Here is a 25649-nt window from a genome sequence, read left to right as displayed (position 1 = left end):
TTTTTTCAATACCACAGGAGAAAGGCTTTAAAACCCGGAGACCTGAATCGCTTGCCCAGTCTTCTTTTCAACAGGTCGATCGCCGCGAGCAACCCGCTATCCTTGACGGTGACATTTACATCTTGAGCGCCGTTCTTGAAATCATTGATCTGCCTTTTTCGATTCGGCACCATAAAAAGCGGCAAACGCCCCGGGGAAACCCACTTTAATCCCGCTGTCTCTGTGCCGTCAGCCACTGCTTGTCCGCCTGTTATGCTTCCGAAAAACAGATGCTGTTCATCTTGAAACTTTGGCCTTTGGTAAACACCTATTTTCGCAGAAAGCGCTGCATTGTATCCCGTTTCTTCCAATATCTCCCGCACTGCCGCTTCCTCAGCCGATTCCCTGGGATCAACCCTGCCGCCCGGCAAATCCCATAGAGGGACATCTTTTCGTTTCACCAGCAGAATTTGCTGACTTTCGTTCAATACGATCACAAAAGCACCTTGTGTATACACCGCCATACCTCCTTTTCCCGCAAAAAAGGACCAAGGTGATTCCCTTGGTCCTAGAGCTTTACTTTTTAAAATGATACGGCAGTGTGGCAACCATTATGTCCTTTTTCCAGAACAGCCGGACTCTGAGGAGGAAGGCCGATTGGTTGTGAAGGATGGTGTGCCAGCGTTTTTTCGTTATAAATTGCGGAAACAGCACCATAACGGAAAACTGCTCCTTCTTCGCTTTTGCCTCAACTGTTTCCAAAAACTTATCAAACGGATGGACAAGGCTTCTGTACGAGGAGTGAAGCGTAACGAGACGCACTCCGTTATTAAGCTCTTCCCAGCGTTTTTCGAATTTCTTTTCCTGTTCTCTGTCAAATGACACGTGAACGGCGATCACCTGATCAGACAGTGATTTCGCATAGTGAATCGATTTTTGCACGACGGTGGTGACACCGGCCACAGGCACAATCACAACGGTGCCTTTGATTTCTTCCGGCTCTTTGTCTACGATGCGAAGCTGTTCACCAACCGCTGTATAGTGATTTTTAATCGCAAAAAACAGCAAAACGACGATAGGCATAAAGATTAACACAGGCCATACGACATTAAACTTCGTCACAAACAGAATGGATAGAACCATAAATGATATCAGAGCACCGCAGGAGTTGATCAGCATTTTTCCGATCCAGCCTTTTGGTTTTTGCTTGATCCATTTCATGCACATGCCGGTTTGTGAAAGCGTAAATGGAATAAATACGCCCACAGCATATAACGGGATTAAGTGCTCCGTCTGTCCTCCGAATAAGATAATGAGAACAATGGAGGCAAAGCCTAAAAAGATAATCCCATTTGAGAAGCCTAAGCGGTCGCCCCTGACTGTAAACATTCGCGGCATATACTGGTCTCTCGCCAGGTTGAAGGCAAGCTGCGGAAAGGCTGAAAATCCCGTATTTGCCGCAAGAACCAAAATAAGCGATGTGACACCTTGGATGACATAGTAGAACACATTCCGCCCGAAGGTTTCGGACGCAATTTGTGAAACCACTGTTTCATCAGGCTTCGGCGCCGTACCATACCCGTACGCGAGCACCGTGATGCCGGAAAACAGAATCGCCAGCAAAATCCCCATCATCGCAAGCGTTCTTGCCGCGTTTCGCGCAGGCGGGTTTTTGAATGCAGGAATCGCATTAGAAATGGCCTCAACCCCGGTCAACGCTGAGCATCCGGAGGAAAAAGCCTTAAGCAGCAAAAACAGCGTAATGCCGGCTACAGGTGTGCCGAGCGGTGTATGATGGGCTGGCTGGTCTATTTGTCCTGTCATAAGTTTAAACAACCCGACTGCAATGAGAACCAAAAGCGCCACCACAAACAGATAAACCGGGTAGGCAAGAATGGATGCCGATTCCGAAAGACCGCGCAGGTTCAAAATCATAATCACTAACACGAGAAAAATAGCGATCGGCACATGATAATCATGCAATGCAGGAAAGGCTGACGTGATGGCGTCCGTGCCTGCGGAAATACTTACCGCTACTGTTAAAATATAATCAACAAGCAATGAACCGCCCGCAATCAATCCCGGTTTTTCACCGAGATTTTCTTTAGAAACGATATACGCCCCGCCGCCCTGCGGATAAGCGTAAATAATTTGCCTGTATGAAAGAATCAGTGCGAGCAGTAATATGAGAACGCCCACCGCAATCGGAATGGAGTACCAAAATGCGGCAGCACTGATTGTTGCCAAAATGATTAGAATTTGTTCTGTCCCATATGCGACAGATGACAGCGCATCTGAGGAAAGCATAGCCAAGGCTTTTAATTTCGTCAGTTTTTGCTCTCCAGCTGCTTGGGATTTTAGTGGTTTCCCAATCAAAAAACGTTTGATTGAATGATACATCGATGTCTTCCCCTTTTAATTTCTCATTTTTCAATTAAAACAATAAAACATCAGTGTCTTGCTCTCACATGTTGATGATAGTCCTTTCTGCTATGATGTCTCTGTATGCGATTTGCATTCAAAAATGAACAACAAAAAACACAGAGGCAAACGGATGCCCCTGTGCCATAACATCGAACACAGGTTTCATTCATCTCCTCTCACGAACGCTTACGAGGTTAGCTGACGGATTCGGGCATATGAGAGTTAGCCCTACCTAAAAAGGATTCACCCCAACGGCAAAAAGCCGTTCTATTGGGTCCCCCGCTCTGATTTCAGATTAAGCGATTTGTTTTCTAAAAGAGATCATACTCCCGTTCCCGCACGTTGTAAAGAGGCTTATTGGCTGAGAGAAAAAAATAAAATGACAGGTTCCACAAATGGAATTCACTTACCAAAAATAAAAAAAACAGAGGCTAAAATCGCCTCTGTTTTATTCTGTATCTGTCTTTCTTTTTTTGCGTCTTACGGCAATCCAAATGAACACTGCCGCAATCACCATAATGAGTGCCAGCACACCAATATACATCCATTTCTGGCTATGATCCTGTGTTGGTTGTTCTGCATCGGAACTGTTTGTTTCCGATTTGAGCTGCTGGTGGTTTGTAAACACCTGCTGGCTGTTTGTTTCATTAAGGACGGTTGCCGACTCATCGTTGCTGTTCAGATAACTGATGATCTCTTTTGTGACAGCCGTGCCATCTCCTTTTGACGGTGCAAAGACAGCCATTGTATAGCGTGAATCCCAAACCGATGCTTGGGTAAATACCACTTGTTTTGTTGTCTCATTCAGCATCTCGAAACCAGATACATCAAATGAGCCGTTCTTTTCCTGCGGTACAAGCAGATCTGATGATTTCTCCTTCAGAAGAGAAAATTGATTGATCCCCCCTATGAAAATGAGGTTTCGTCCTTTCGCATCATTTGCTGTAACGTCAGATGATTTCTTTACCGTATATGAATGCTGTGCTTCGCTGCCAAAGGATTCCGTCACGAGAGAAAGCTCCTCAAGCTTCGATTGGCTTACGGTGTCAGGAAGCACGATTAACGTTGTTTGATCCTGGTTTCCGGCGTAAGGAAGCGGCCACTCTTGAAAATCCGCTGACGGAGACATGCCTTTGATGGCGTATGATAATGTACTGTTTTTATCGATAAAAACCCACTTTTCTTCATCAGTCGTATTACAAGGGTTGTTTTCCTTTAAACCGGTCGTGACAAACTGAATATCAATGTAGCGGTTTTTTTGCAGCAGCTTAGGGTCCACTTTCACTGTGACATGATAGAATCCGTTTTTATCTTCTTTTCCTAATTCATCAAGCCGGACCGAGTGCGGCTGGCCATTGATCATCACTTTCAGTTCTGCAGCCTGAGAGGCAGACTCGTTTTCAGTCGCTGAGGCTTGAATCGTTTCAGACTTTTTCAGTTTAAGCGACAGCTTCGCCGATTGGTTTTCATCTAAAACAGCCGAAGCCGGATAAAAATAATGTGCTGAAGATGTTTTGTCGGCTCCAATTGTGATATCACCCGCTCCAAAATTCTCAAGGGTCAGCTTATCGCTTTCTTTTTTTTCAGTCTGCTGAAGCTTGCTGATTGAAAGTGTATCGCCGCTGAGCTGGCCTGTATATGTCTGATCTGTTATCACGCTGATTTTTTTAGTGAGCGCGTCCTCGGACGCAGCTTGCGCAAACAGAACCGGCTGCTGCTTGCCCTCTGCTTTCAGCACCCGCTCCGCAAGCAGAAGGTTTTCTCCTTTTGCCTGTAGCCCAGCTTGTTTCAACAGTTTTTTCACTTTGCCGTTCCAATGCTTGTCCACGCCGATAACAATCGTCGGCTTATCGATTTTTTTCAGTTCAGATTCCGTGACATACGCAATACTGACACTGCTGTCCACCGTTTTCAAATAGCCTTCTGTTTTAACAGCAGCATCTATTTCTGCTGAACTTGGGTTATCCGGAATGACGATAGCTGTTTCTTCCGCTGTATTTCCAGATTGGGCGAAAGGATACGGATAATGGTCCAGCGACGTTCCCTTCGCTTCACTGCTGTCAGCAAGTGTCAGCCGGCTGTCCGGATAAATTTTGATCCAGTTGCCTGATGTATCCTGTCTGACGCACACGCCCTCTTTCATTACGCCGTAGAATTTCAGCGATACGTTGTGATAGCCTTGCGCAGACTGGCTTTTATTCAGATTCAGCTTCACTGTTTTCCGTTTGGAATCACCATCAAGCTTTAACGTCTTGACCGGTTCATCATCAATGACAGCCGTTAACGATGATGGTGAAATTAAAAGATTTGATGCCTCGTATTCGATTACCAATTGCTGATTGCCCGAAGAGGCGCCTGCCGGGATCTGGTACGTCAGCTCTGCGCTGTCTTTTGATCCATACAGTGTAATCAACTCGCTTGTCAGCACCTGCTGTTTGGCTTGTTCTTGGCTGCTTTTCCCGAGGAGCGAACCGCTGACCTGTACGTCTTTGGCAAGAGCCGTTTGTCCAGTCATCGCCAGCAGCATGAAGCTTGTGAGAAAAATCATTATTTGTTTCAAAAAGGTCACCCGCTTTTATGTTGATTGTATCGTTCTGTCTTGTACCATTTGACCTCTTGCTTGAATAAACGGTGCTTGATTTCTACGAATAAAGAGTAGATAACAAGCACAATCCATGCCTGCGAGTATGTGAAGTACATGAGAAATACGATAAAAAAGTTTTGCTTGTTCATTTCTGTTTTTTCAATGCTCAACGTAATCATGACCTCTGTCATAAATAAGAAAAACGCCAAAATCCAGAGAATCATTGCCAAAAATCCAACAGACAAATGCAAATCATAAAACAAATTCACTACAAAAATCGCATTTGACATGATCACGCCAAAGAAAAACAGGAAGTACGTAAAGAAAAAATAAAACAAATCAAAGATAATCCGTTTTCGTTTCAGCTTAAAAAACTGCGCCAAAAATTTGAGCACGACATATTGATTGCCGCGCGCCCATCGGGTGCGCTGGCGCCACCATACCTTCCATGTTTCCGGTTCCTGCTCCCACGTGATGGCGGCAGGGAAAAAGCGGATGTGATAGCCGAGATTATATACCCGGATGGTCAGCTCAGTATCCTCAGCGAGCGCTTTGTCATCCCAGCCTCCGAGCTTTTCGATAATGCTTCTGCGGATCGCGAAGTTGGTGCCTGGGATCGTGGCGATTTTGAACCACTTCCATCTGCCTCCCTGGGCCATCCACTGAAAACAGATCGTTTCGATATTAATAAACCTCGTCAGCAGCGTCTTTGCCGCATTGATGACACGGAATTTCCCTACCACGGCGCCTGCCTTTTCGTCATTCATCAGGCCGAGCACAAGGTAATACACAGCCATTTTCTCAGGCGTGTTGTCGGCGTCATACACACAGATCACATCGCCGTTTGATTCGGCAAAACCTGAGTTAAGTGCAGAGGATTTTCCTTTTCCTGCATTTGGCGGCTTCGTAATCACCATTTTGATGAAATCGTATTTCTCGGAAAATTCATTGACGATATCACCCGTCCGGTCTGATGAATTATCGTTAACGACGATAATCTCCAGCCGGTCCTTCGGATAATAAAGGTTGACCATCGCCTTCAGCGTCTGTCGAATCACAACCTCTTCGTTATGCGCCGGGATGAGGACGCTGACCTTCGGCAGTTCCTTCATGTTTTCTCTCCACTTTGGAATATTCCGTTCGAAGGTCATATAGTGGCGAAACCCGCCCTGCATGAGAAACATGTGGTAGAGAAGCATAACCCATATTAAACTTAGCGAGATAAAGAACAGCGTATTACCCAAGGCTTCTTCTCTCCTTAAAAATTCGTTTTTTCAATGTGGCTCTCAAGTAAAACGTATAACTGACAAACATGATGACAAATAAGAGCACAACAGCGGAGAGAATCCATAACGCCTTTTCAAGAGGGGTTTGCCGGTGATGATCGAAAAACTCGTCAATCGCGCTTACGCCGTTTTTCACCTGAATCGTTCCGTCACCGCTTGTATGAATTTCCACTTTGTCTGTTTTGACGGTTTGTTTCGTTTTCTTTAAATCAAGCCATTCACTGTCTGGAATGCGTTCCATCTGATCAACCAGCTCCGGCAGATATTTCATCCCGAGGTACGGGTGATAAAATCCTCCGGCTACTCCGCCTTCAAAATCAATCATCTGGGAGATGTGCTCCTCCATCTCACCGAGCGGGTTTTGCTTCGATGTGTCGACAAAGCCGATCGTTTCCGGATAAAGCGTCATTCCGTGCAACATCGAAGGAGCAGTCACAAACGGAGGTGCACCGGATGTTTTCCATGTTGTGCTGCTGAGCTGGACCTGGCCGAAAATGCTTGTAAAATACTGCGAGGCGATTTGATAGCCATAATCGGACATCGTGTAATGCGGCGCTTCAAACGCCAGCGGGTAAAGACCCGACGATGTCAAATCCTCAATGGCACGCGTCAGTTTTTGTTTTGTATACGTTTCTTCCTTTTCCCGAAATGGTTCGAGATAGCTGTGATAGGCTTGTTCGTTCGGGAAGTCCTGTTCTTTCTCCAAAATGGACGGGGGATCTTCGGCATTTCCGGATGTAATCGGCTGATCCGCCTTTGCATCCCAAAATTCAAAGCCCTCTCCTGTTTCACTGTAGCGATAAGCGTGAGTATAGCCGTGAACAATGATACTGCCGCCCATGCTTTGCAGCTTTTTCAGTACCTTGACCATCTTCGGTTGATCAGACAAATACACTTTGTCGCCTGTTTCCGGATTCAAGTAAACCGGAATGACCGCCAGGATAAAAGGAATATGCCGCTTATGCAGGTATGTACCGGCTTGAAGAAGCAGTTTTTCATCAGACATCGGGCTGATATCCTCGAGACGCAAATACAATAACGTCGTCCCCGCCTTCTCTCCGAAAGCTTCTCTGAGCTGTTTCGCCACGATCAAATTGTCATTTAACAAATTTGTTAATCCAATGTACACATTCCCTTTTTTTGTTTTCCATATAAAAGAATGTATTGTGCCGTCATCGGCTTTGAAGGTGTAAAGCGCCGTTCCTTTCAGGCCTGATACACTCAGCACGTTAAGCCCGCTTTCCAGAGACACATCGGCCTTTTCCGACCTGCTGTGAACCTGAAACACATTTTCTTTGCGGGCTAATGAAAGCCCGGAAAATTGGTTGATCTGGCCTGCGTTATAGCCAATGGCGACAACCGGTTTTTTTACGCCGCTGATAAGAGACAGCAATTTTTTGCTGAGCTTTCTTTTCGTTTGGCCGAAATAAATCACATGGTCTTTCCCTTTGAAATCCGATGCTTCAACGTCTGAATCTTTTTTGACTGTCACATGGGATGTAAAGTGGCCCGCAAGCAAATCGAGCATTTTGACTTGTGACGACTCTTTGCCGTCCAAGGTTGAGTAGATGATGAGAATGCCGGCATCTTGATCTTTCGCTTGCGCAGAAACGGGAAAAGACGCAATAGCTAAAAATAGAAGCATCATGACGCATAGCAATGTGATTCCTTTATAGTTCATTCATCATCATCTCGTTTTCCAGTTCTTCTAAAAATTGATCAGCTGTTTTGATATCGTTGCGGTAGGGCAAATAGCAAACGTGGAACGTAAGCGACACATACTTTCCATTTTCCAGCTGATATGTATCCAATTGTTTCTTCAGCTTTGTCAGAACGGCCGGCATATGTTCAGCAGGCGTGTGCGTCAGCACGATCCCGATACGCTCGTCAGAGGGACGGAATTTCTTATCCGTTTCCCGAACGCTTGTCCTGATTTGCTGACCGACATATTGGAAGAGGCGGTCCGTTTCTTTTTCACCGTACAAAGACTTAAACTCTTTGAAATAATGCATATGCAGCAGCAAAAAAACGAAAGAATTGCCGTAGCGCTCCGCCCGCTTGATTTCTTCTGAAAGTTCCAGCTTCATCCTTTGCTTGTTATCAAAACCAGTCACTCTGTCAACAGCAACATAGCTTTTAATTTCGGATTGAAGCCGTGTTATTGAGCGCCGAAGCTCTGCTGTAATATCGTGGATTCTTCCAGAAATAAAAGAAAACAGCAAAAGCGCGATTCCCCACACAACAAGCATTCGCAGCCCTTCCTCAGCCGGAAAGAGCGATGTCTGTCCAGTCTGGAAAAACATCATTAAGGTGCCGAGAACAAAGAGTACGATTAAGGTCACTGCCAGCGCGTAAATCGGGCCGAACCAGATGCCTGCGGCGATGACGCCAAATGTGATGCAAAGGATCAGAGCACCTTCTGATTGCTGGGCTGACACATAATAAATAAACAAAGACAGGGCCGCGATGAGCCCTGAAAAATAAGCAAATAATTTTTGTGATTCACTGAATGATATTTTCATTAAAAAGCTTCCTTTCGGCTAACAGCGGCAGCAGATTGTCAAATGAATGCGTCTGAGTGCCGCTCATATAGCCTCCATAATACGATTTCACCGGATCATGAATTTCAAAGCCATTCATTCTGTCATATATGGCTTTGATGACAGAACTGTTTTCATGCTGTTTTGTCAAAAACAATACGGCTAAGGCATATACGGATGGAGACTCATATTGGACGGCAGGCTCCTTCGTATCTGCCGAATACCGCCCGTACAGCTTTCCGTTTTTCTGAAATTCCTGCTTGATCCAGTCCGCTAAAACAGATGCTTTTTCATCCCCTTCCGGCAAATGCCAAGCAGCGTAAAGCTGATCAATCAGGTTGATTTCACTATCATATGTGTATTCCTTCGTCTCCGAGCTGTATGTCTTCGGCAGAAAGCCATTTTTTAAAGGAGCTGAATAGAGAACATTGGCATTCCGCTGTTCTGTGTCTTCGTCTATGATTCCATTCTTCTTTAAGACAGCTAAGGCGTCAGGCGTGACGTATGAAAGCGTCACATCCTTTGAAGCGGCCTGTGAGTCGTAATAGTCTGTAAATAACCCATTGTTCATATTGTATGTCTTCAAAGACGTGCCGATATCCCTAGCCATTTGCGCGTAGTCGCTGCGGCCCCATTTTGCGGCGGCTTGGTCAAGAGACAGCATAATTCTCATATCATCTATCAGCGCATTCGTCCCGCTCGCTTGGCCATTTTGAATCTTCCACGTCACCAAGTGATTGCTCATCAGAAATGAATCAGTCAGATGCTGATATTGATCCTGGAAATGCGGTGCGTCATTTTTGCTGAGCAGAAACTCCATCCACAGGCCGAGAGATTCCGACAAGTAAGAAGGCTGGTCTGAAAAATCGGTTTTAATCAGCCCTTGGTCATTCATTAAATTGTGATAGATGAAATATTCCGCCGGCTGGAGCGGGCTGGCATTCACTTCTGTCGCCGACTGATTTTGGGTCTTGTTTCCAGCTTCAGCACACCCTGCGGAAAGTCCGATAGATAAGAAGAATAAGATGACAGCAATTAGTACATGCCTCACAGGCAAATCCCCCTTTGTCGCCTGAAGCAAATCAGACGCTCACAAATAGTTATAGACGAAAATATGACTGCCATGTTACAAAGTACATTTACTATAAAAGAAAAAAATGCAGATTGCTAGCTTTTTTTCCCCTTTTTGAACATTAAGAAAACAGGACCTAAGTCCACTAAAAAAACCTGTGCGATAGGCACAGGTTTTTTTATTATTTATCCAAACCGAGTTTTTTCAGCTGTTCTGCCAGCGCGTTGTTAATCGGCTCATCTTTATTTTGTTTTTTCATATAAGAGGATACGTCCCGTTTGGTAGCACGCGCTTTGTCTTTGTTTTTTCGTTTTTCAAATACAGAGAGCTTTTCACGGTGACCGCACACACACGCAAAGGTTTGGCCCTCGCCTTGGCCGCGAAGCTCCATTCTTTTATGGCAATTCGGGCAGCGTGCGTTTGTTTTTCGGGCAATCGTTTTTCTGCTTCCGCATTCACGATCTTGGCACACGAGCATCGTCCCGCGTTTGCCGTTTACTTTCAGCATCATTTTGCCGCATTCCGGACATGCCGTTCCCGTGATGTTGTCATGTCGGAAGGTTTGGCTGCTGTTTTTGATTTCTTTTACCGTTTGGTGAGCGTAAGCCTTCATATCTTTAATAAAAACAGCCGATTTCAATTTGCCGGCCGCGATCGCAGACAGCTTTTGCTCCCATTCTGCTGTTAAGGCCGGTGATTTCAGATCCTCCGGAACAAGCTGCAGGAGCTGTTTTCCTTTAGATGTGATAAAAATATCTTGGCCTTTTTTCTCGATTAAAAAGCTGTTGAACAGTTTTTCAATAATGTCGGCACGCGTTGCCACCGTGCCGAGGCCGCCTGTTTCTCCAAGCGTTTTGACGAGGCCTTTTTCTTCTCCCTGCATAAACGCGCTTGGGTTTTCCATCGCTGACAGCAAGGTTCCTTCATTAAAGCGGGCAGGCGGCTTCGTTTGGCCGCTTGTTTCCGTTAACGTGCGGACGGCAAGTGTGTCGCCTTTTTGAAGCGCAGGAAGTGTCTGATCTCTGTCACCCTCCTGCTCATCATCCTCATCCGCCATATCATAAACGGCTTTCCACCCTTGCGACTGCACGGTTTTGCCTTTCGCCGTAAAGGTTTCTCCGCCGATTTCTGCGATGACCTTTGTTTCCTCATATTCGAATGCAGGCATTAATACAGCCAGGAAACGTTTCGCAATCAGGTCATACAGCTTTCGTTCTTTATCACTCAGACTGCTGAGAACGAGCGGCTCTTCGGTCGGGATAATCGCGTGGTGGTCTGACACCTTCGCGTCATTGACATATCCTTTATGAGATTTAATGCCGCGTTTTTTAATTTGGCTGACATATTGGGCATACGGTTTTACTTCCATGCCTTCCAGACGGTCTTTTAACGTCGGGACGATGTCACTGGATAAAAATCTAGAGTCCGTCCGCGGATATGTGACGAGCTTATGCTGCTCATATAGCTTCTGCAGGACAGAAAGCGTTTCTTTAGCAGAAAAACCGAAGCGCTTGTGGGCGTCACGCTGCAGCTCCGTTAAATCATAAAGCGCAGGCGCAAAGCTTTTTTTCGCTGTTTTTTTCAGCTCAGCTACGACCGCTTGCTTTCCTTGGAGATTTTTTAGCAAACGGCTTGTTACATCTTGATTGAACGTTCTCGTCTGCTTTGATTTCTTATCCTGCCACGTCAGCGTCATGCCGTCGACTGCAGCACGGATGCCGTAATACGGAACGGGCGTAAACGCCTGAATGTCTGCCTCGCGCTTTGCAATCATGGCAAGCGTCGGAGTCTGCACACGCCCGCATGAGAGCTGGGCATTGAATTTTGTGGTAAGTGCACGGGTGGCGTTGATCCCCACAATCCAATCCGCTTCCGCTCTGGCGACGGCAGAATGGTACAGGTTTTCATATTCTTTGCCGCTGCGCAGCTTTTGAAAACCTTCCTTGATCGCTTTATCCGTCACAGATGAAATCCACAGCCGCTTGATTGGTTTTCGGACATTCGCTTTCTCAATGATCCAGCGCGCAACAAGCTCACCTTCCCGGCCTGCGTCAGTCGCGATGACAATCTGATTGACGTCTTTACGGGTAAGCTGGGATTTGACTGCATTGAACTGCTTTCCGGTTTTTTTTATCACCACAAGCTTCAAGGGTTCTGGAATAATCGGCAGATCCTCTAGGCGCCATGATTGAAATTCTTTTCCGTAGCCTTCCGGATCAGCAAGCGTCACCAAATGGCCTAAAGCCCAGGTCACAATATATTGATCGCCTTCGAGATAACCGTTTCCTTTTTTATGGCACTTCAGCACCCGGGCTAAATCCCGGCCGACTGAAGGTTTTTCAGCTAATACAACTGTTTTTGACATGCTTGATCACTTCTCTTTCTTTCGCGCTCATCCTGTTATTATAACAGACTTCACGCGGCACTCTCTAACCGCGCCCGTTTTTCGTGTCAATTTCTGAGAAAATGACGTGAGTGACGGTTTGCGCGTAGGGCGATGTTTTGTTAATGAAATCTTCTACCGCTTCGAGGCTTTCGGCATTGATTTTCAGCATATAGCAGGCTGCACCTGCAATCCGGTAGCAAAATTCAATATTCGGCAATGTTTGAATATAGCTTTTGAACCGCTCGTAATCCGCGTTTTTAACGGTTGCTTCCACAATACAGGAAACGGGAAGCCCAAGTTTTTTCTGGTCGACCTCCAGCGTGTATTGCTTGATGATGCCAAACGATTCAAGCTGCCTTACCCGTTCTGTCACAGATGGAGGCGACAGCTTAATTTTTCTGCCTAATTCCCTCATCGACAAACGGCTGTCCTTCTTCAGCTCCTCAATGATATTCAGATCAATCTGGTCAAGTTTCATTTCAACATCCTTCTTTTTTGATTTTGTACACATTATCTCGGGTATTTTTGTAAATGACAAGTACAGTTCCCTAGAAAAGGCATGTAAAAATGAATGTTTTCCGAACATTTTTTGAAAGCTGTCATATGCCCCTCCGGATTGTTTATAGTATAAAATGAAAACGTGTCCACAAGGAGGGCGATTTATGCTGCACACGCCGATCGGAAGACTTCGCACGATGGGTTTTATTGAAGGAATGTCACTCTTAATCCTGTTGTTCATCGCTATGCCGCTTAAATATTGGGCAGGCCTTCCGCTTGCGGTGACAATTGTCGGTTCGGTTCACGGCGGGTTGTTCATTTTGTATTTGCTTGTCTTGGCTTATGCAACCTTCTCTGTCAAATGGCCGCTGAAATGGTCAGCTGCCGGCTTCATCGCCGCTTTCGTCCCATTCGGAAATTTTTTGTTCGACCGCGGATTAAGGAACTATAAATAAGGAAGCGCAAAAAGGCTGGATCTTTATGATCCAGCCTTTCTTATTAAAACCACTTTGTCAGCCACGCGATATAGTAGGCCCCGGGAATAAACATGAGCTGGGCGAGGAGTGTGCCCGCCACCCTTGATGTGACCATTGTGACAGAGGTCCATTTTAAATAGATATAGCTTCGTTTTCCTTTTGCCACATCATCAGCTAGAACGGATACTTTAGGATCAACAAAAATGGCCAGCAGCATCGTCGCAATTCCGTTGATCAAACCCGAAGCCATGACGGCTGTCGTGCTGCGCTCCGGCGCCAGAAGGCCTGCGTATAAAGCCGAAAGCACGCCAATCGTATAAATCGATGTGATCAGCATGTTGATGACAAACAAACGCTTCGGAATCAAGCGCATATGAAATCCTTTTACATATGAAATGGACGGCAGACGCAAATAGGAAAGGGCATTTTTGAATCCTTGTTTCGAGAATCCCTTTCGGAATACTTGAAAAACGGAGCCGCCGCCGCCCGCCAAGTGAATAATCGCCCGTGAAAAAAGAGCGACAAAAGACGGGAGCAGGATAATGCCCAAAATGGTGCCGACTGTCGATCCGAAAATTAAAAAGCGGAACTGCTCCCCTACAATCGCCAGTGCGTTTTTTCCAGCATCATCAATTAAATGCCCAGTAAAGGGCTGCTGCACCATGTTCGACATTCTGGATACGATGACCATGACATTAAACAGAGAAAGCGCGGACGCAATAAATCCAACGCGGGCCCCGGAAAGCCTTGTGGCATAGGCTAAAGTTTCTATCGAGTGAATCAGCAATAAAAAACAAAAAATAAAAAGTACTTGTGTTGTAATGACATGCACGTTATTCTTCCTCCAATTTCATCCTAGAGATAAGACTGGAAAGAAGACAAGGAGGTTTCAGTACGATGTGTTTTTTGCAATAAAAAAACCGTCCGGCGTACGCCGGGCGGTTTGTCTTATTCTTTTCTATACGCAAATAAAGATTATATCATCCGCCAAGTCAGGCGGGTTAGATTCATAAAGCATTGTTCCGAAGAATCATTCTGGAAAGTAAACACCATGGAAATTTCTTGAACACAAGACAACGAAAGCCCTACCTCTCAATCGTCACTGCGGCTCCGAAGCCGCGCCGGTGTGAATTGTAAAACAAAAAAGTCTTTTTTCCATCTCATCGTTAGGGGCGATTTGTTATGAAGGAAAAGAATAAGGGCAGCTGGTTATGCTGCTTGGGAAGCGGTAAGCTTCTCTCTCAAAACAGAAAAAAGAAGTTTACTTTCTTTTTTATTTGCTTATTTTTCTTACTAGCTATTCATAATAACATATCGCCCCTGAAAACACAAATTTTTTATAGTTCGAGTGAGACCGGTGTTTTCTCCCCGGCATTCATTAATCTGATATCCTCCGGTTCAATTTCAAGAATCACCAGATTCGGATCATCCTTGCCGTCAAACCAGCGCTCTAATTTGGAACTCCATATTTTGTCCTTGAGTTCTGCCGAATTGTTGATTTTGGCTTTTCCGGCAACTTCGACATATGCGTCGCCAAAACCTTCACAATCATAGCCTAATAAAATGTGGACATTGGGGTTGTTCTCAATTTCTTCTGCTTTATGAGTTTCCTTGCTTGTCGGTGTGTAAATCGTCAGCCCGTCATGGAAAAAAGTCATGTAGCGGGAATGCGGTTTGCCCTTTTGAACTGTTGCGAGCGAACCTACTTTATGGTGATCTAGAACATCAAGCACTTTTTGTTTAATGTCTTGCTGATTCATCTCGAATCACTCCTTTTTAACGTCTCCGCTGTTACTTTTCCACATCCGGGGAAGATTTAAACAAGAAAGTGTGCTCTTTATTTTTCGCCTTCCCATTCACGCTTTAACAGACTGTAGTAGACGAGGTCGTGATGCCTGCCGTTTACGTATAAGCCATCCCGTGCCCTTCCTTCCTCTAGAAACCCGATCCGCTCCGGAACCGCTCTGCTTTTTTCGTTTCCGACAGCCGCACAGATCGCCACACGATTCAGCTCAAGCTCTTCAAAAGCATACGTAATGAGTTTTCGGCAGGCAGCTGTAATAATGCCTTTCCCTTCAAATTCTTCGGCAATCCAATATCCGATTTCCGCCTTACGATTCACTTGATCAAGGTTATGCAGGCTGATCATGCCGCATAGGCTGCCGTCATAAAGGAGCCCCGCCTCAATGCCGTTCAGGTCGGCATACTGGCGCCGCCAATCTGGAATGATTGTTTCTCGGTACGTGTCAGCGCTACTTGGATTTTCCGCAAAAAACAGCCACTTGCCAAGCCGCTGCTGATTTTGGATAATGAGTTCGGCCAGCCGCTCCGCATCATTCGGCTCCAATAATCGGATGGTGATGTGCTCATTTACCTTGCAGGTGAACATTGCCTCGCCCTCTTTCCTTTTTTACCCATTATAGCGATGATTCCGTTTTTTTCAATACAAAAAAGGATGGGCTGCTAAGCCTCATCCTTATATTCTTGGATCGGTAAAGATATCATGTTTATCCGTGCTCGTCGATGACATTTCCGTCACGACAGCACCTTCTTCCCCGGCCTGGAACCAATGCTTTGTATTCGGGGGAATTGTATATTGCCCGCCCGGTTCTAGCTCAATTTCGTGCCAGACCGTATAGTGTTCTCTGTCTTCCTGAGGAGGGAGAACTTTTGGAAGCGGCGTTTTTTCTCCTTCTACGTAAAGATACACTTTTCCGTAGCGGCAGCGGAAGGTCTCCTGCTTGCCTTCCTGGCCGTCGACCGGCGGATGGCGGTGTTCCGGGCAAGTCTGTCCCGGAAACAGCACCAATTCCTTTGAACAATAACGGTCTGTATTGACGTAGACGAAGAGCTGGAGCCCGACTTTTCTTTCTTTTCCTAAGCCGTAATCCATCAGCTGGATTTGGTCTACTTCCTCGTCCGTTAATACAATCCCTGCTTTTTGATAGTAGCTGTTCACTTCTTCTTTCGTGATGCCCATATGTCTCACTCCCTCTTATGTCGTCACAAAGTTTCCGCCGTTGACATGCAGGGTCTGTCCTGTCATGTAAGAGGACTCATCTGATGCCAGAAGCACATAACAGCCGACGTGCTCAACAGGCTGTCCAGGACGGCCCATCGGCGTATCTTGCCCAAATTGAGCAACTGTTTCTTCAGGGAACGTAGCTGGGATTAGTGGCGTCCAGATTGGACCCGGCGCGACTGCATTTACACGGATGCCGTCTTTAACAAGCGCCTGCGCCATTGTTCTTGTAAAGGCGTTGATCGCCCCTTTTGTCGCTGTATAATCAATCAGTGTCGGGTTCCCTACGTACGGGTTGATGGATGTCGTATTGATGATGGCGCTGCCCGGTTTCAGGTAATCAATTGCTTTTTTAGTCAAATAAAATTGAGAATAAAAGTTTGTTTTGAATGTGCGGTGAAGCTGTTCGCTCGTAATCTCTTTGATGCTTTCCTTCGGATGCTGTTCACCTGCATTGTTGACAAGGATGTCAAGGCCGCCTAGTTCCTTGACCGTTTTTTCAACCGCTTCATTGCAGAATTCCTCTTCACCTACGTCACCAGTAATCAGCAGGCATTTTACGCCTTCTTGTTCAACACGTTTCTTCGTCTCCTCAGCGTCTTCATGCTCATCCTTATACACAATGGCGATGTCTGCGCCTTCCTTTGCATAAGCGACGGAAACCGCGCGTCCGATCCCGCTGTCGCCGCCTGTAATAAGAGCTACTTTTCCTTTTAATTTGTCTGCTCCTTTATAATCCTCGTACTCATACACCGGACTTGGATTCATTTCGCTTTCAATTCCCGGCTGGCGACTTTGAGTTTGTGCCGGCAGTTCTTTTGGATAATTTGCCATGATGATTCTCCTCCTTTGTTTTCATGTCTATTTGTTGTGTACCTCACACACTCTTTGGATAAACATGGCTTGGCACCTTCGCATTGCTTTATCAGAAAAATGTTTCACATGGAACGCTTGGAGGAAATAACTCAAAAAGGGGGTTGGTTGCTGAATGATTAACATGCTTTCTAGAAGATTCAGCAGGCCAAAGGGCGTCATCGGCATGATTGCCGGGTACATCATGGCTGCTGAAAATCAAACACTGAATCAGTGGACAATCAATCAGCTGGGTATCACGCGCGGGGACAGCATTTTAGAAGTCGGGTTTGGCCCGGGATACTGCATGCAGCAGATGCTGAAACGCGAGAAGGATGTTCAGCTTCATGGGATTGATGTGTCAGAGGCCATGCTGAAGCTGGCCGCCCGCAGAGTGAAATCCAAGGGTGTGCGCCTGATACAAGGAAGCATCGAGACATTTCCTCTCCCCGCCTCGTTTTATGATAAAGTGATTTCCGTTAACAACTACACCATTTGGAATGACCAAACAAAAGGCATGAAACAGATTTATCGGGCATTAAAGCCAGGCGGCAAAGCAGCCATTACGATGCAGCCGCGGGAAGCGGATGCCAGTCCTGAGAAAACCAAATCATTTGGAAGACAGATGATTGCTGACTTTAAAGCAGCCGGCTTCGAAGACATTGATATAGAATTTAAGAACATTAAGCCTGAGCTTTCCGTCTGTGCAACTGCAAAGAAGCCCGCCACATAAAGTGGACGGGCTTCTTCTTTTATGAATGTACAGCCTGATTGCGCAGGACGTCTTTTTTCACCTTGCCAAGGTTGTTTTTCGGCAGTTCGTTAACAAATTCAACTTCAGGTATTTTGTAAGCGGACAGGCGTTCTTTACAAAATGCAATGACATCCTCTTCCGTGATGCGCTGGCCGCCATTTTTCACGATAAAAGCTTTCGGTTTTTCACCGTAAAGCGGATCAGGAATACCGACCACAGCCGTTTCAAGGATTCCCGGGATCTGCTGGATAACTTCTTCAACCTGATCAGGATAGACGTTATCGCCTCCGTAAATAATGACATCCTTGTAGCGTCCCGTGATGAAAATAAAGCCATCTTCATCTACATATCCTGAATCTCCGGTTTTAAACCATCCATTTTGCAGCACTTTCGCTGTTGCTTCAGGATTGTCTTCATAGCCTTTAAATAAGAATGGAGTATGAACAACGATTTCGCCGATTTCTCCTTGAGGAAGTTCTTCTCCGGTCAGAGGATCTTCCACTTTGACTTTAACACCTGCCACAGGTTTTCCTGCAGATGCCGCTTTATCCATTCCCATATCAGGCGTCCATGTGCTGATGCCCCAAGCCTCAGTACTTCCATAGCCATGCGCAAGCGGAATGCCAATATCAAGATAGCGGCGGATTAGGCTGCTCGGCACTTTTGTTCCGCCTGTCATTAAAATCACAAGCGAAGATAAGTCAGTTTGGTGCGTTTCCCACGCCTCAAGCAAATACGTGTAAAACACAGGAAGAGCCATCACGGTCTGAATTTTCTCTTCTTCAATGACCTTCAGCATGTGAACAGGATCTTGATCCTCTGTAAACACAAAGGTTGTTTCTGCAAATGTTCCAAGCATGATGCAAATGAGCGCACTCGTATGATAAATCGGATGGCACGCGAGAAAACGAAGGCCCTTCATGCGTGCTATTGAGCTGTTGGATTTTTTAACGTATCTGTATATGCCGCCATGTGTAATCATGCATCTTTTCGGGTTTCCCGTTGTTCCAGATGTAAACATCAGAAGTGCTGTATCATCAGGGGAAACCATTTCCGTCTCTGGCAAATGATCAGGACCTGCAAACAGCGCTTCAAATTCAGCAGATGTTTCGTAAGCTGTTCCTGTTTCCATTGTTACACACAGTGAGGATAATTCAGGAAGAACTTCATCCAGTATCTCTTTAAACTCCGCTCCGTAAAACATCGCTTTCGGTTCACTTGCTTTTAAAATGCCTGTCATTTCATATGGTTTCAGCTGCCAGCTGACAGGTACGACAACAGCACCTATTTCAAGTGCGGCGAACATAACAGTTGATGCGGGATGGCCGTTTTTACAAAGCAATGCAACACGGTCGCCCTTTTGAATTCCTTTTTGAAGCATGGCATTCGCCAGCTGATTAATCCGTTTACGGTAACCTTTATATGTCAGTGTATGGTCTCCGCTTTTTACAGCCTCTATTTCTTCGCTATTCGGCATGTCATGCAGAATCAGATGCTGTAATGTTTCCATATCGTCATCTCCTATATTCTCTTGAATCTTCAATAATTTGTTAGATTTTCTTCCTTACTTCACCCATTTTAACCCAAAAAAGATAACTTGTAAAACTATTTCATTTTGGAATTATTCCAATAATGAATGATAAAATAGTCCCACATTTTCTTATTTTGTTCCCCATCCACAGAAAAACACACGCCAAATTTTTGACGTGTGCCATGCAGGTTTACAGTATGTTTTTTTCTTTCATCCATGTGAAAAATATGCGGTTTAACCGCTGATACAATTCTTGTTCTCCTTCTTCCTGAAACCCCGCCATGCTTTCTCCGCTCTCGATAATTGCCGAGCTGATCGCGCTTAAAATCTCTGAGCCTTCAGCAGATAATGAGCCAGGCGCCATCATGACGAGAATGCGTGTCATCCTGAGGGTATTTCCGTCCATGCCATCCACTTCATAGGAGGTGCTGAGATCAAACATTTTGAAAAAAGGCAGGACGATTTCATCATTTTTGAGATGATAAAGCGCCATGTTTGTTCCGGGGATTCCCAATCCCCCTTGTTTCTCCCGCTCAGCCAGGCAAAACGCAGCTTTTTCCGGATCACGGATCAAGCCATCCTTCTTCAGCTGTTGAAAAAGCTCTAACAGAAGCATGCTATGGTCCGGGTTTGTTTTGAGTTGAGCTAGCGTAAAATGGCGCAGAACATCTTGGATAACCTCCATATACCGCCCTATGCTTTCCGCCGCCTCTAGCATGTCAGGTACATCAGCTTGCTGCGCCTCTTCCTTCGGGCTTCTTTTTTTGTTAAGAATAAGGGGAATCTTCCGCTTGATATACTGCTTGACCTGGTTTGCGTCTTCCTCATTTAATAGTGGGCTGACCATGATGTAATCAATGTTTTCATAAGGAATCGGTACAGTGGACACAATCATATCATAGGCTTGAACATCCTTCCCCTTTAGCTCGATCAGGGATGACATATCAAACGATTCAATTTCCGGCAGCTCTTTTTTCAGTCTGGAGGCAAGCATTTTCGAGGAGCCGATCCCGCTTGAGCAGACGACAAGCGCTTTCACTTTTGCTTCTTCTTTTTTGATTTCAAGAGCCGAGCCAAAGTGAAGAACGATAAAAGCGATTTCATCATCAGAAAAGGACATGCCCGGAAAATACTTTTCGACGCCTTCTTCGATCGCCATATAAAGCAGAAAATAATCGCGCTTGATCTGTTCCTTCATCGGATTGTATATCTCAATATTTTCTTTTATGCGGCTGACGGCCGGCTCCAAATGGGCAATCAAGCCTTCATATAAAGAGTAGTTTTTCGTTAGATCCATTCTGATTTTGTCTGAAATAAAAGCAATGAGCCGCTTTGTTTGCAGGGCTGTTTCCAGCTCAATTTCCTGCGCTTTGTATTCTGTTTTGTATTTTCGATTGGCGCTTCGAAGGTGGATTGTAATATAGCCGACCTCCGCCTCTGGAATCGTCACGCCGAAGGCACGTTCAAGCTCGCCCGCGATTTCAAGAGCCGAACTGTATTCTTTCGCATTCTTCAGTTCCTCAAGCTCATTTTGCTCCATGGTGATGGTTTCCCCAAGCTTAATTCGTTCGATCGCATACGTCAGATGGACGACGAGCGCTATATAGGAGCTGTCGGACAATGAAAAAGCGATTTTTTCTTTGAGTTGAAATAAGATGCGCTCCATTTTTAGCAGCTCACCTTTGCTGACAACCCCGAACATTTTCTCTGAAGAATCGGCTTTTCCTTTGATGTTTAATTCAACCGCTTCCAAAAACATTTGGATGTCGAGACGGTTCACAATCAAGTTGCCGACAATTTTCCGTTTCGCATTCTCCGGCCCTATAAGCTGGATGCCAAAACCTCTTTTGCGGATCAGTGTCAGTCCGAAGGGAGAAATCCACTTCTCGAGCTCATCTAAGTCATAGCTGACCGTGGCATTCGTCACCTGGAGATCATGAGCAAGAGTGTACAGTTTGACGGGCTCCTGAGACTCTAATAACGAACAAAGAATGAGCAGTTTCCGTTCGTCGGCGCTGTATTCATGCTGTTCATATGATAAATCAGTAAGCAGCTTTTGTTTATCCTCGGGACTTCCCACTGCTTTCAACCCTTTACCGGGCTGTTTATCTAACGTAAGCCCCACGGTTTCCATCAGCGGTTTAATTGATTTGAGTTCCCTGTGAATGGTTCTCGTGCTGACTTGCATCAGCTCAGCAAGCTCAGTTACGGTTATATATCTGTTTTGTAATAATAAGTGCTTTAACAGCTTTTGTTCTCTGGCAGTCATATACATAAAAAAGACCTCCTAGCCAATCTTGATGTGCGGATGAAGTCGCAAGGAGATGCAGTAGAGGATATAGAGAGGTTTCCTTTTAATATAAAACGCTTTCAAGAAAGAATCAATCACTTATAAATGGTAATTTGGCACTATGCGGTGTGACAATATTGAAAAAGCATCAGCTGGTAAGCTGATGCTTTTTATGGAATATCGTAACCCTGTACGGCTGTAAAAATGCGGAACCATTGATCCTGGTCAAGCTTGTATGACAACGCATTTATCGCGGCGGAAATCCGCTCGCGCTTTCCGCTTCCGACAATCGGCATAATGCCGGCCGGATGCGTGAACAGCCATGCGTACATGACCTCGCCCAATGAAGCGGCGCCAATCTCTGCTTGAACGGATTCAAGCGCCGTGCGGACACGCCGGTCTTTTTCCGTGTCACCAGTGAAAACTTTGCCGCCTGCCAGAGGCGACCAAGCCATCGGCGGAATCCGTTTTTCCTGGCACAGGTTCAAAGTGCCGTCGAGCATATTTTCTAATTCGTATGCGGAAAGCTCAATCTGGTTGGTCACAAGCTTCTCAGGCAGATACGTTTCCAGCATCCGATACTGGTGATCTTTAAAATTTGAAACGCCAAAGTACCTGACCTTGCCAGAGCATTTCAAGGCCTGAAACGCCTCTGCTACTCCCTCCGGATCCATGAGCGGGTCCGGTCTGTGAATCAACAGCACATCGATATAATCCGTCCTAAGGTTCATAAGCGATTGCTCAACAGAAGCCAAAATATGCGATTTGCTTGTGTTATAATGATGCGATCTGTGAGCGGGCCGTTCAGGCGATTCAAGAACGATACCGCATTTTGTGACCAGCTCTATGTTTTCTCTTAATCCAGGCGAAAGGGCAAGGGCGTTTCCAAACAGCTTTTCGCACGTATAGCCTCCATAAATATCCGCATGATCAAAGGTCGTGATGCCGTGATCGATACACCATTCAATGAGACTCAGAAGTTCAGCATCTGAATAGTTCCATTCATTCAGCCGCCAAAGCCCGTGTATGACTCTTGAAAATTGAAGATCCTCCGCCAATTGAATACGCTGCATGCAAAATCCCTCTTTTCTTTGTATAAACCGGGTTTTGCCCCTTACTAGTTCATTCGGCCTCAGATCCCCTTTTTCCTTTCGCTCCTTTTAAAAAGACATTTTAATTCGATTGAAATTGCTTTTTCGCTTTCTCAACGACATAGTGGCTGCCGCCGCGGTCCTGCACATTTTGGATCATCATGGCGACAAGCAGGTCTTTGTTTTTGTAATCGTAGCCGACAAACCAGCCATTTTCCGTGCCGTCTTTATCATCTTTTGATGTTTTCAGCTCGGCTGTTCCTGTTTTCCCGGCCACTGTGATTCCTTTTACGACAGGCTGATACGCTGATCCGCGCTCATCTTCCACAACGCCTTTCAGACCTTTTGTAATGTCTGCCGCCCCTTCCTTCGTGACCACTTGCTTGTGCCAAACATCAGCTGTTTGTGAATCTTTTTTGATCAGCGTCGGTTTGACAAGATCTCCATTGTCAACAAATGGCGTGTAAGCAGTTGCCAAGTGAAGCGGAGACATTTGCATTTGCCCTTGTCCATAGCCTGTATCCGCAAGCAAAATGTCTGAATCAAGCTTGTCATTTGCAATAGACGATTTCTGGATCGGGAATTCATACGGAACGTCCTCTGAAAAACCGAATGTTTTTAAGCCTTTTGTGAAGGTGTCCGCTCCCATATCAAGCGCATTCTGGGCAAAATAAATATTGTCTGACGTAATAAGGGCGTTTTCCAAATCGACTTGTTGAAGTCTCTCAGACACACGTGTCACTGAATAGCCGCCCCATCTCGAATCTTTTTGCCACTCCTTGCCTTTGATTGTTTTCTTCTCATCGGCTTTAAGGGTGCCGTTTTTGATTCCAATAGCAGCCGCAATCGGTTTAATGGTAGAACCTGGCGCGTATGTCTTATTGAATTTCGCTGAAAACGGATTGTTTTTATCTTTGTTTAGCTTTTTCCATTCCTTATCGCTCCAGCCGAATATAAATCCGTTTGGATCGTAGGAAGGCGCGCTGACAAGGGCGAGTGTTTCGCCTGTCTTCGGCTGCAGCGCGACTGCCGCCCCGCTGTCATCCTTCAGTTCATCATACAGCTTCGTTTGCGTTTTGATATCAATTGTGAGGTGAAGATCCTCGCCGTCCTTTGCTTTCTTTTCAGCAATGACTTCCCCGGTTTGCGGCACGTAGATTTTCCAGCCAGTTGTGCCTCTTAGCTTGTCTTCATACACATTTTCAAGTCCGGCGATACCGATGTTAGACGTATCGCTGTACGTTCCTTCTTTCTTTTTCTTCAGTTCTTCCGCTGTAATGGCGCGGACATAGCCTGTCAAATGGGCTGTCTTTTCGCCATACGGATAGTAGCGGGAGCTGACATTCGTTCTTGTTACGCCTTGTAATGACGTCGCTTCAGAAACTAATTTCTCCTGGTCAGGCTTGACCTTTTTGAGCGGCACAAACGAATCGTCTTTTACCCAGCCTTGATCCAGCTTTTTCTTGATGTCGTCTTCAGTCAAATCAAGTTTTTTGGCGAGTTCTTTTATGACTTTCTCTTTTTTATCGCCAAGCTCTCCGGGAACAATTCCAATTTCCGGAACATCTGTATTGACAGCTAAACCTTTTCCATTTTTATCGTAAATTTGGCCTCGTTTCGGTTCAATGCTCATAATTTGCACGGTTTTGTCGTCAGCCAGCTGCTTGAAAATAAACGATGGGTCCCAATCTATATTCCATGACTCCTCGTCATCTGTTTTTTCTAATTTCAGCACAGCAGTATTCTTGAAGCTGACTTTGCCGGCATTTGTGTTCATGCTGACTTTATACGGGATATGTTTCATTGTCTTGTTGTCTTGATCGTCCTTATCTACTTCTCCCGCAGTGACTTTCAAATTTTTTACGCCGGCCTGCTCATAGATGGCTTTATACCTGTTGACGAAATCTTTTTTGGAGATTTCTTTTTTGACATCTTTAGTCAGGCTTTGATACATGTCATCGAATTGCTGATCGTTCCACTGTTTCACGAATGCTTCCATGCGATCCTCTGGTGAATCTGTTTTGGAGCATCCGATTAACCCAATCAATCCGACGCATAGAAATACTAGTAGAATACACTTTTTTAACATGACTTTCCCCTGCCTTCCACTTGTTATTTTCTCTTAATTGAATTGGTGCGTGCAAGATTTTTTTGAAAATGAAGGAAAAGTTCACCGATTTTGCAGAAATCTCCTATCGTTTGCTGTAGACTATTTGAAAAGACAGAAAGAAGGGATAGCATGTTCAGGGAGGCAGCAATGCTTCACATTAAAGAAGGCCTTGAACAAGAGTTTGAGGATGCATTCCGGCAAGCGGCGCCGATTATTTCCGGCATGAAGGGCTATATCACTCACTCGTTATCAAAATGCATGGAGGAAACGCATAAATATCTGCTTCTTGTGGAGTGGGAAACACTTGAGGACCATACGGAAGGCTTTCGCGGTTCTTCAGAGTATCAAGAGTGGAAAGCCTTGCTTCATCGGTTCTATACCCCGTTCCCGACGGTCGAGCATTTTCAGGATGTGTAATAGATTTATATAATATGAAGTGTAAAACCGATAAGGGAGACAGACCATACAAAAACGGCGGTATAAATATTAAAAGCGCCTGAGCCGTCATTTTCTTTTTTGCGTTCTTCAAGCCCCTGCATAAACATGACCGCACCAAGAAAGACGAGCATGACCGATTGGATAACAGAGGTGTGTTCCGTATAGTTAAAAGCAATAAGCGCCAGTATAATAATGATAACCGCAAAAGACATTTTAAAAATCCGAAACAAAAGGACCATCCTTCCTTATATACGAAATATTGAACGTTATGGCTATATTTGCCTACGCCCTCCATTATTCTAGCGCACTTTGTTTG

At 45.4% G+C, this 25649-nt stretch carries 22 protein-coding genes and 1 riboswitch; of the genes, 3 read left to right on the top strand and 19 right to left on the bottom strand.

Annotation, left to right across the window (positions count from 1 at the left end):
• Positions 1-5: 5 nt before the first annotated feature.
• The 9 genes from mutT to lrpC form a co-directional block, all read right to left on the bottom strand.
• Entirely contained in the window at positions 6-497 is a 492-nt protein-coding gene (mutT, locus tag NSQ12_RS02550) for an 8-oxo-dGTP diphosphatase MutT (RefSeq protein ID WP_326150045.1), read from the bottom strand.
• A 58-nt stretch (positions 498-555) separates the two neighbouring features.
• A complete protein-coding gene (gene kimA, locus NSQ12_RS02545) occupies positions 556-2379 on the bottom strand; it encodes a potassium transporter KimA (protein WP_021481720.1) in 1824 nt (607 codons plus the stop codon).
• Positions 2380-2571: 192 nt separating this feature from the next.
• Positions 2572-2715: riboswitch (cyclic di-AMP (ydaO/yuaA leader) on the bottom strand.
• Between the two features lie 136 nt (positions 2716-2851).
• Positions 2852-4963, bottom strand: coding sequence for a cellulose biosynthesis cyclic di-GMP-binding regulatory protein BcsB (locus NSQ12_RS02540; RefSeq protein WP_339175827.1), 2112 nt, complete (start codon positions 4961-4963; stop codon positions 2852-2854).
• Between the two features lie 5 nt (positions 4964-4968).
• Complete coding sequence (locus NSQ12_RS02535) at positions 4969-6231, bottom strand: glycosyltransferase family 2 protein (protein ID WP_003246697.1); 1263 nt, start codon at positions 6229-6231, stop codon at positions 4969-4971.
• Positions 6224-7933 carry a DUF2334 domain-containing protein gene (locus tag NSQ12_RS02530; protein WP_144527500.1) on the bottom strand — a complete coding sequence of 570 codons (1710 nt, stop codon included), beginning with the start codon at positions 7931-7933 and terminating at the stop codon, positions 6224-6226. The genes NSQ12_RS02535 and NSQ12_RS02530 overlap by 8 nt, the downstream gene beginning before the upstream one ends.
• A gap of 10 nt (positions 7934-7943) precedes the next feature.
• Positions 7944-8795, bottom strand: a complete 852-nt coding sequence (gene epsK, locus NSQ12_RS02525; RefSeq protein WP_003234384.1) for a cyclic-di-GMP receptor EpsK — start codon at positions 8793-8795, stop codon at positions 7944-7946.
• Complete coding sequence (locus NSQ12_RS02520; RefSeq protein WP_217011607.1) at positions 8776-9864, bottom strand: lipoprotein YdaJ; 1089 nt, start codon at positions 9862-9864, stop codon at positions 8776-8778. The genes epsK and NSQ12_RS02520 overlap by 20 nt, the downstream gene beginning before the upstream one ends.
• Positions 9865-10066: 202 nt before the next feature.
• Entirely contained in the window at positions 10067-12250 is a 2184-nt protein-coding gene (locus tag NSQ12_RS02515; RefSeq protein WP_033883715.1) for a DNA topoisomerase III, read from the bottom strand.
• Between the two features lie 64 nt (positions 12251-12314).
• Complete coding sequence (gene lrpC / locus NSQ12_RS02510; protein ID WP_003246585.1) at positions 12315-12749, bottom strand: transcriptional regulator LrpC; 435 nt, start codon at positions 12747-12749, stop codon at positions 12315-12317.
• Positions 12750-12933: 184 nt separating this feature from the next.
• On the opposite strand from lrpC, the gene NSQ12_RS02505 reads away from it, so the two are divergent.
• Positions 12934-13224 (top strand): DUF3817 domain-containing protein, encoded by a 291-nt coding sequence (locus NSQ12_RS02505; RefSeq protein WP_003234392.1) that lies wholly within the window; start codon positions 12934-12936, stop codon positions 13222-13224.
• A gap of 43 nt (positions 13225-13267) precedes the next feature.
• Here the strand turns inward: NSQ12_RS02505 and amj are convergent, their stop codons facing one another.
• The 5 genes from amj to NSQ12_RS02480 form a co-directional block, all read right to left on the bottom strand.
• Entirely contained in the window at positions 13268-14077 is an 810-nt protein-coding gene (amj, locus tag NSQ12_RS02500; protein WP_003234394.1) for a lipid II flippase Amj, read from the bottom strand.
• A gap of 505 nt (positions 14078-14582) precedes the next feature.
• Entirely contained in the window at positions 14583-15005 is a 423-nt protein-coding gene (locus tag NSQ12_RS02495) for a pyridoxamine 5'-phosphate oxidase family protein (RefSeq protein ID WP_003234396.1), read from the bottom strand.
• Between the two features lie 77 nt (positions 15006-15082).
• Positions 15083-15634 carry a GNAT family protein gene (locus tag NSQ12_RS02490; RefSeq protein WP_248719459.1) on the bottom strand — a complete coding sequence of 184 codons (552 nt, stop codon included), beginning with the start codon at positions 15632-15634 and terminating at the stop codon, positions 15083-15085.
• 87 nt (positions 15635-15721) lie between these two features.
• On the bottom strand, positions 15722-16225 hold the full coding sequence (gene lyxE / locus NSQ12_RS02485; RefSeq protein ID WP_003234400.1) for a D-lyxose ketol-isomerase: 504 nt from the start codon (positions 16223-16225) through the stop codon (positions 15722-15724).
• 15 nt (positions 16226-16240) lie between these two features.
• A complete protein-coding gene (locus tag NSQ12_RS02480) occupies positions 16241-17101 on the bottom strand; it encodes an SDR family oxidoreductase (protein ID WP_033883707.1) in 861 nt (286 codons plus the stop codon).
• 154 nt (positions 17102-17255) lie between these two features.
• Between NSQ12_RS02480 and NSQ12_RS02475 the strand changes: the two genes are divergently transcribed.
• Positions 17256-17852: a class I SAM-dependent methyltransferase gene (locus NSQ12_RS02475; RefSeq protein ID WP_198878987.1), complete on the top strand. Its 597-nt coding sequence runs from the start codon at positions 17256-17258 to the stop codon at positions 17850-17852.
• Positions 17853-17871: 19 nt separating this feature from the next.
• Here NSQ12_RS02475 and NSQ12_RS02470 read toward each other — a convergent pair whose 3' ends face one another.
• The 4 genes from NSQ12_RS02470 to pbpC form a co-directional block, all read right to left on the bottom strand.
• Complete coding sequence (locus NSQ12_RS02470; protein ID WP_248719458.1) at positions 17872-19383, bottom strand: class I adenylate-forming enzyme family protein; 1512 nt, start codon at positions 19381-19383, stop codon at positions 17872-17874.
• 211 nt (positions 19384-19594) lie between these two features.
• The gene (gene mtlR, locus NSQ12_RS02465) at positions 19595-21679 is read right to left on the bottom strand and encodes a mannitol operon transcriptional activator MtlR (RefSeq protein ID WP_144500881.1); all 2085 of its coding nucleotides are present in this window, start codon (positions 21677-21679) and stop codon (positions 19595-19597) included.
• Between the two features lie 185 nt (positions 21680-21864).
• Positions 21865-22767, bottom strand: coding sequence for an aldo/keto reductase family oxidoreductase (locus NSQ12_RS02460; protein ID WP_339175822.1), 903 nt, complete (start codon positions 22765-22767; stop codon positions 21865-21867).
• Positions 22768-22867: 100 nt separating this feature from the next.
• A complete protein-coding gene (gene pbpC / locus NSQ12_RS02455; RefSeq protein ID WP_339175820.1) occupies positions 22868-24874 on the bottom strand; it encodes a penicillin-binding protein 3 in 2007 nt (668 codons plus the stop codon).
• A 150-nt stretch (positions 24875-25024) separates the two neighbouring features.
• Between pbpC and NSQ12_RS02450 the strand changes: the two genes are divergently transcribed.
• Positions 25025-25312: an antibiotic biosynthesis monooxygenase gene (locus NSQ12_RS02450; RefSeq protein ID WP_160243137.1), complete on the top strand. Its 288-nt coding sequence runs from the start codon at positions 25025-25027 to the stop codon at positions 25310-25312.
• 5 nt (positions 25313-25317) lie between these two features.
• Here the strand turns inward: NSQ12_RS02450 and NSQ12_RS02445 are convergent, their stop codons facing one another.
• Positions 25318-25563: a YczI family protein gene (locus NSQ12_RS02445; RefSeq protein ID WP_003240256.1), complete on the bottom strand. Its 246-nt coding sequence runs from the start codon at positions 25561-25563 to the stop codon at positions 25318-25320.
• Positions 25564-25649: the final 86 nt, after the last annotated feature.

The sequence above is a fragment of the Bacillus sp. PS95 genome (assembly GCF_037963565.1).
GTDB classification, from domain to species: domain Bacteria; phylum Bacillota; class Bacilli; order Bacillales; family Bacillaceae; genus Bacillus; species Bacillus subtilis.
This window is presented reverse-complemented; position numbering and strand designations above follow the sequence as displayed.

What these genes read in the sequence shown, in the direction of transcription:
- epsK (WP_003234384.1), bottom strand. Translation starts at nt 8,795, where the DNA reads ATGAAAATATCATTCAGTGAATCACAAAAATTATTTGCTTATTTTTCA.
- NSQ12_RS02505 (WP_003234392.1), top strand. Translation starts at nt 12,934, where the DNA reads ATGCTGCACACGCCGATCGGAAGACTTCGCACGATGGGTTTTATTGAA.
- NSQ12_RS02475 (WP_198878987.1), top strand. Translation starts at nt 17,256, where the DNA reads ATGATTAACATGCTTTCTAGAAGATTCAGCAGGCCAAAGGGCGTCATC.
- mtlR (WP_144500881.1), bottom strand. Translation starts at nt 21,679, where the DNA reads ATGTATATGACTGCCAGAGAACAAAAGCTGTTAAAGCACTTATTATTA.
- lyxE (WP_003234400.1), bottom strand. Translation starts at nt 16,225, where the DNA reads ATGGGCATCACGAAAGAAGAAGTGAACAGCTACTATCAAAAAGCAGGG.
- NSQ12_RS02450 (WP_160243137.1), top strand. Translation starts at nt 25,025, where the DNA reads ATGTTCAGGGAGGCAGCAATGCTTCACATTAAAGAAGGCCTTGAACAA.
- NSQ12_RS02470 (WP_248719458.1), bottom strand. Translation starts at nt 19,383, where the DNA reads ATGGAAACATTACAGCATCTGATTCTGCATGACATGCCGAATAGCGAA.
- pbpC (WP_339175820.1), bottom strand. Translation starts at nt 24,874, where the DNA reads ATGTTAAAAAAGTGTATTCTACTAGTATTTCTATGCGTCGGATTGATT.
- NSQ12_RS02515 (WP_033883715.1), bottom strand. Translation starts at nt 12,250, where the DNA reads ATGTCAAAAACAGTTGTATTAGCTGAAAAACCTTCAGTCGGCCGGGAT.
- NSQ12_RS02490 (WP_248719459.1), bottom strand. Translation starts at nt 15,634, where the DNA reads ATGTTCACCTGCAAGGTAAATGAGCACATCACCATCCGATTATTGGAG.
- NSQ12_RS02480 (WP_033883707.1), bottom strand. Translation starts at nt 17,101, where the DNA reads ATGGCAAATTATCCAAAAGAACTGCCGGCACAAACTCAAAGTCGCCAG.
- kimA (WP_021481720.1), bottom strand. Translation starts at nt 2,379, where the DNA reads ATGTATCATTCAATCAAACGTTTTTTGATTGGGAAACCACTAAAATCC.
- lrpC (WP_003246585.1), bottom strand. Translation starts at nt 12,749, where the DNA reads ATGAAACTTGACCAGATTGATCTGAATATCATTGAGGAGCTGAAGAAG.
- NSQ12_RS02495 (WP_003234396.1), bottom strand. Translation starts at nt 15,005, where the DNA reads ATGAATCAGCAAGACATTAAACAAAAAGTGCTTGATGTTCTAGATCAC.
- NSQ12_RS02460 (WP_339175822.1), bottom strand. Translation starts at nt 22,767, where the DNA reads ATGCAGCGTATTCAATTGGCGGAGGATCTTCAATTTTCAAGAGTCATA.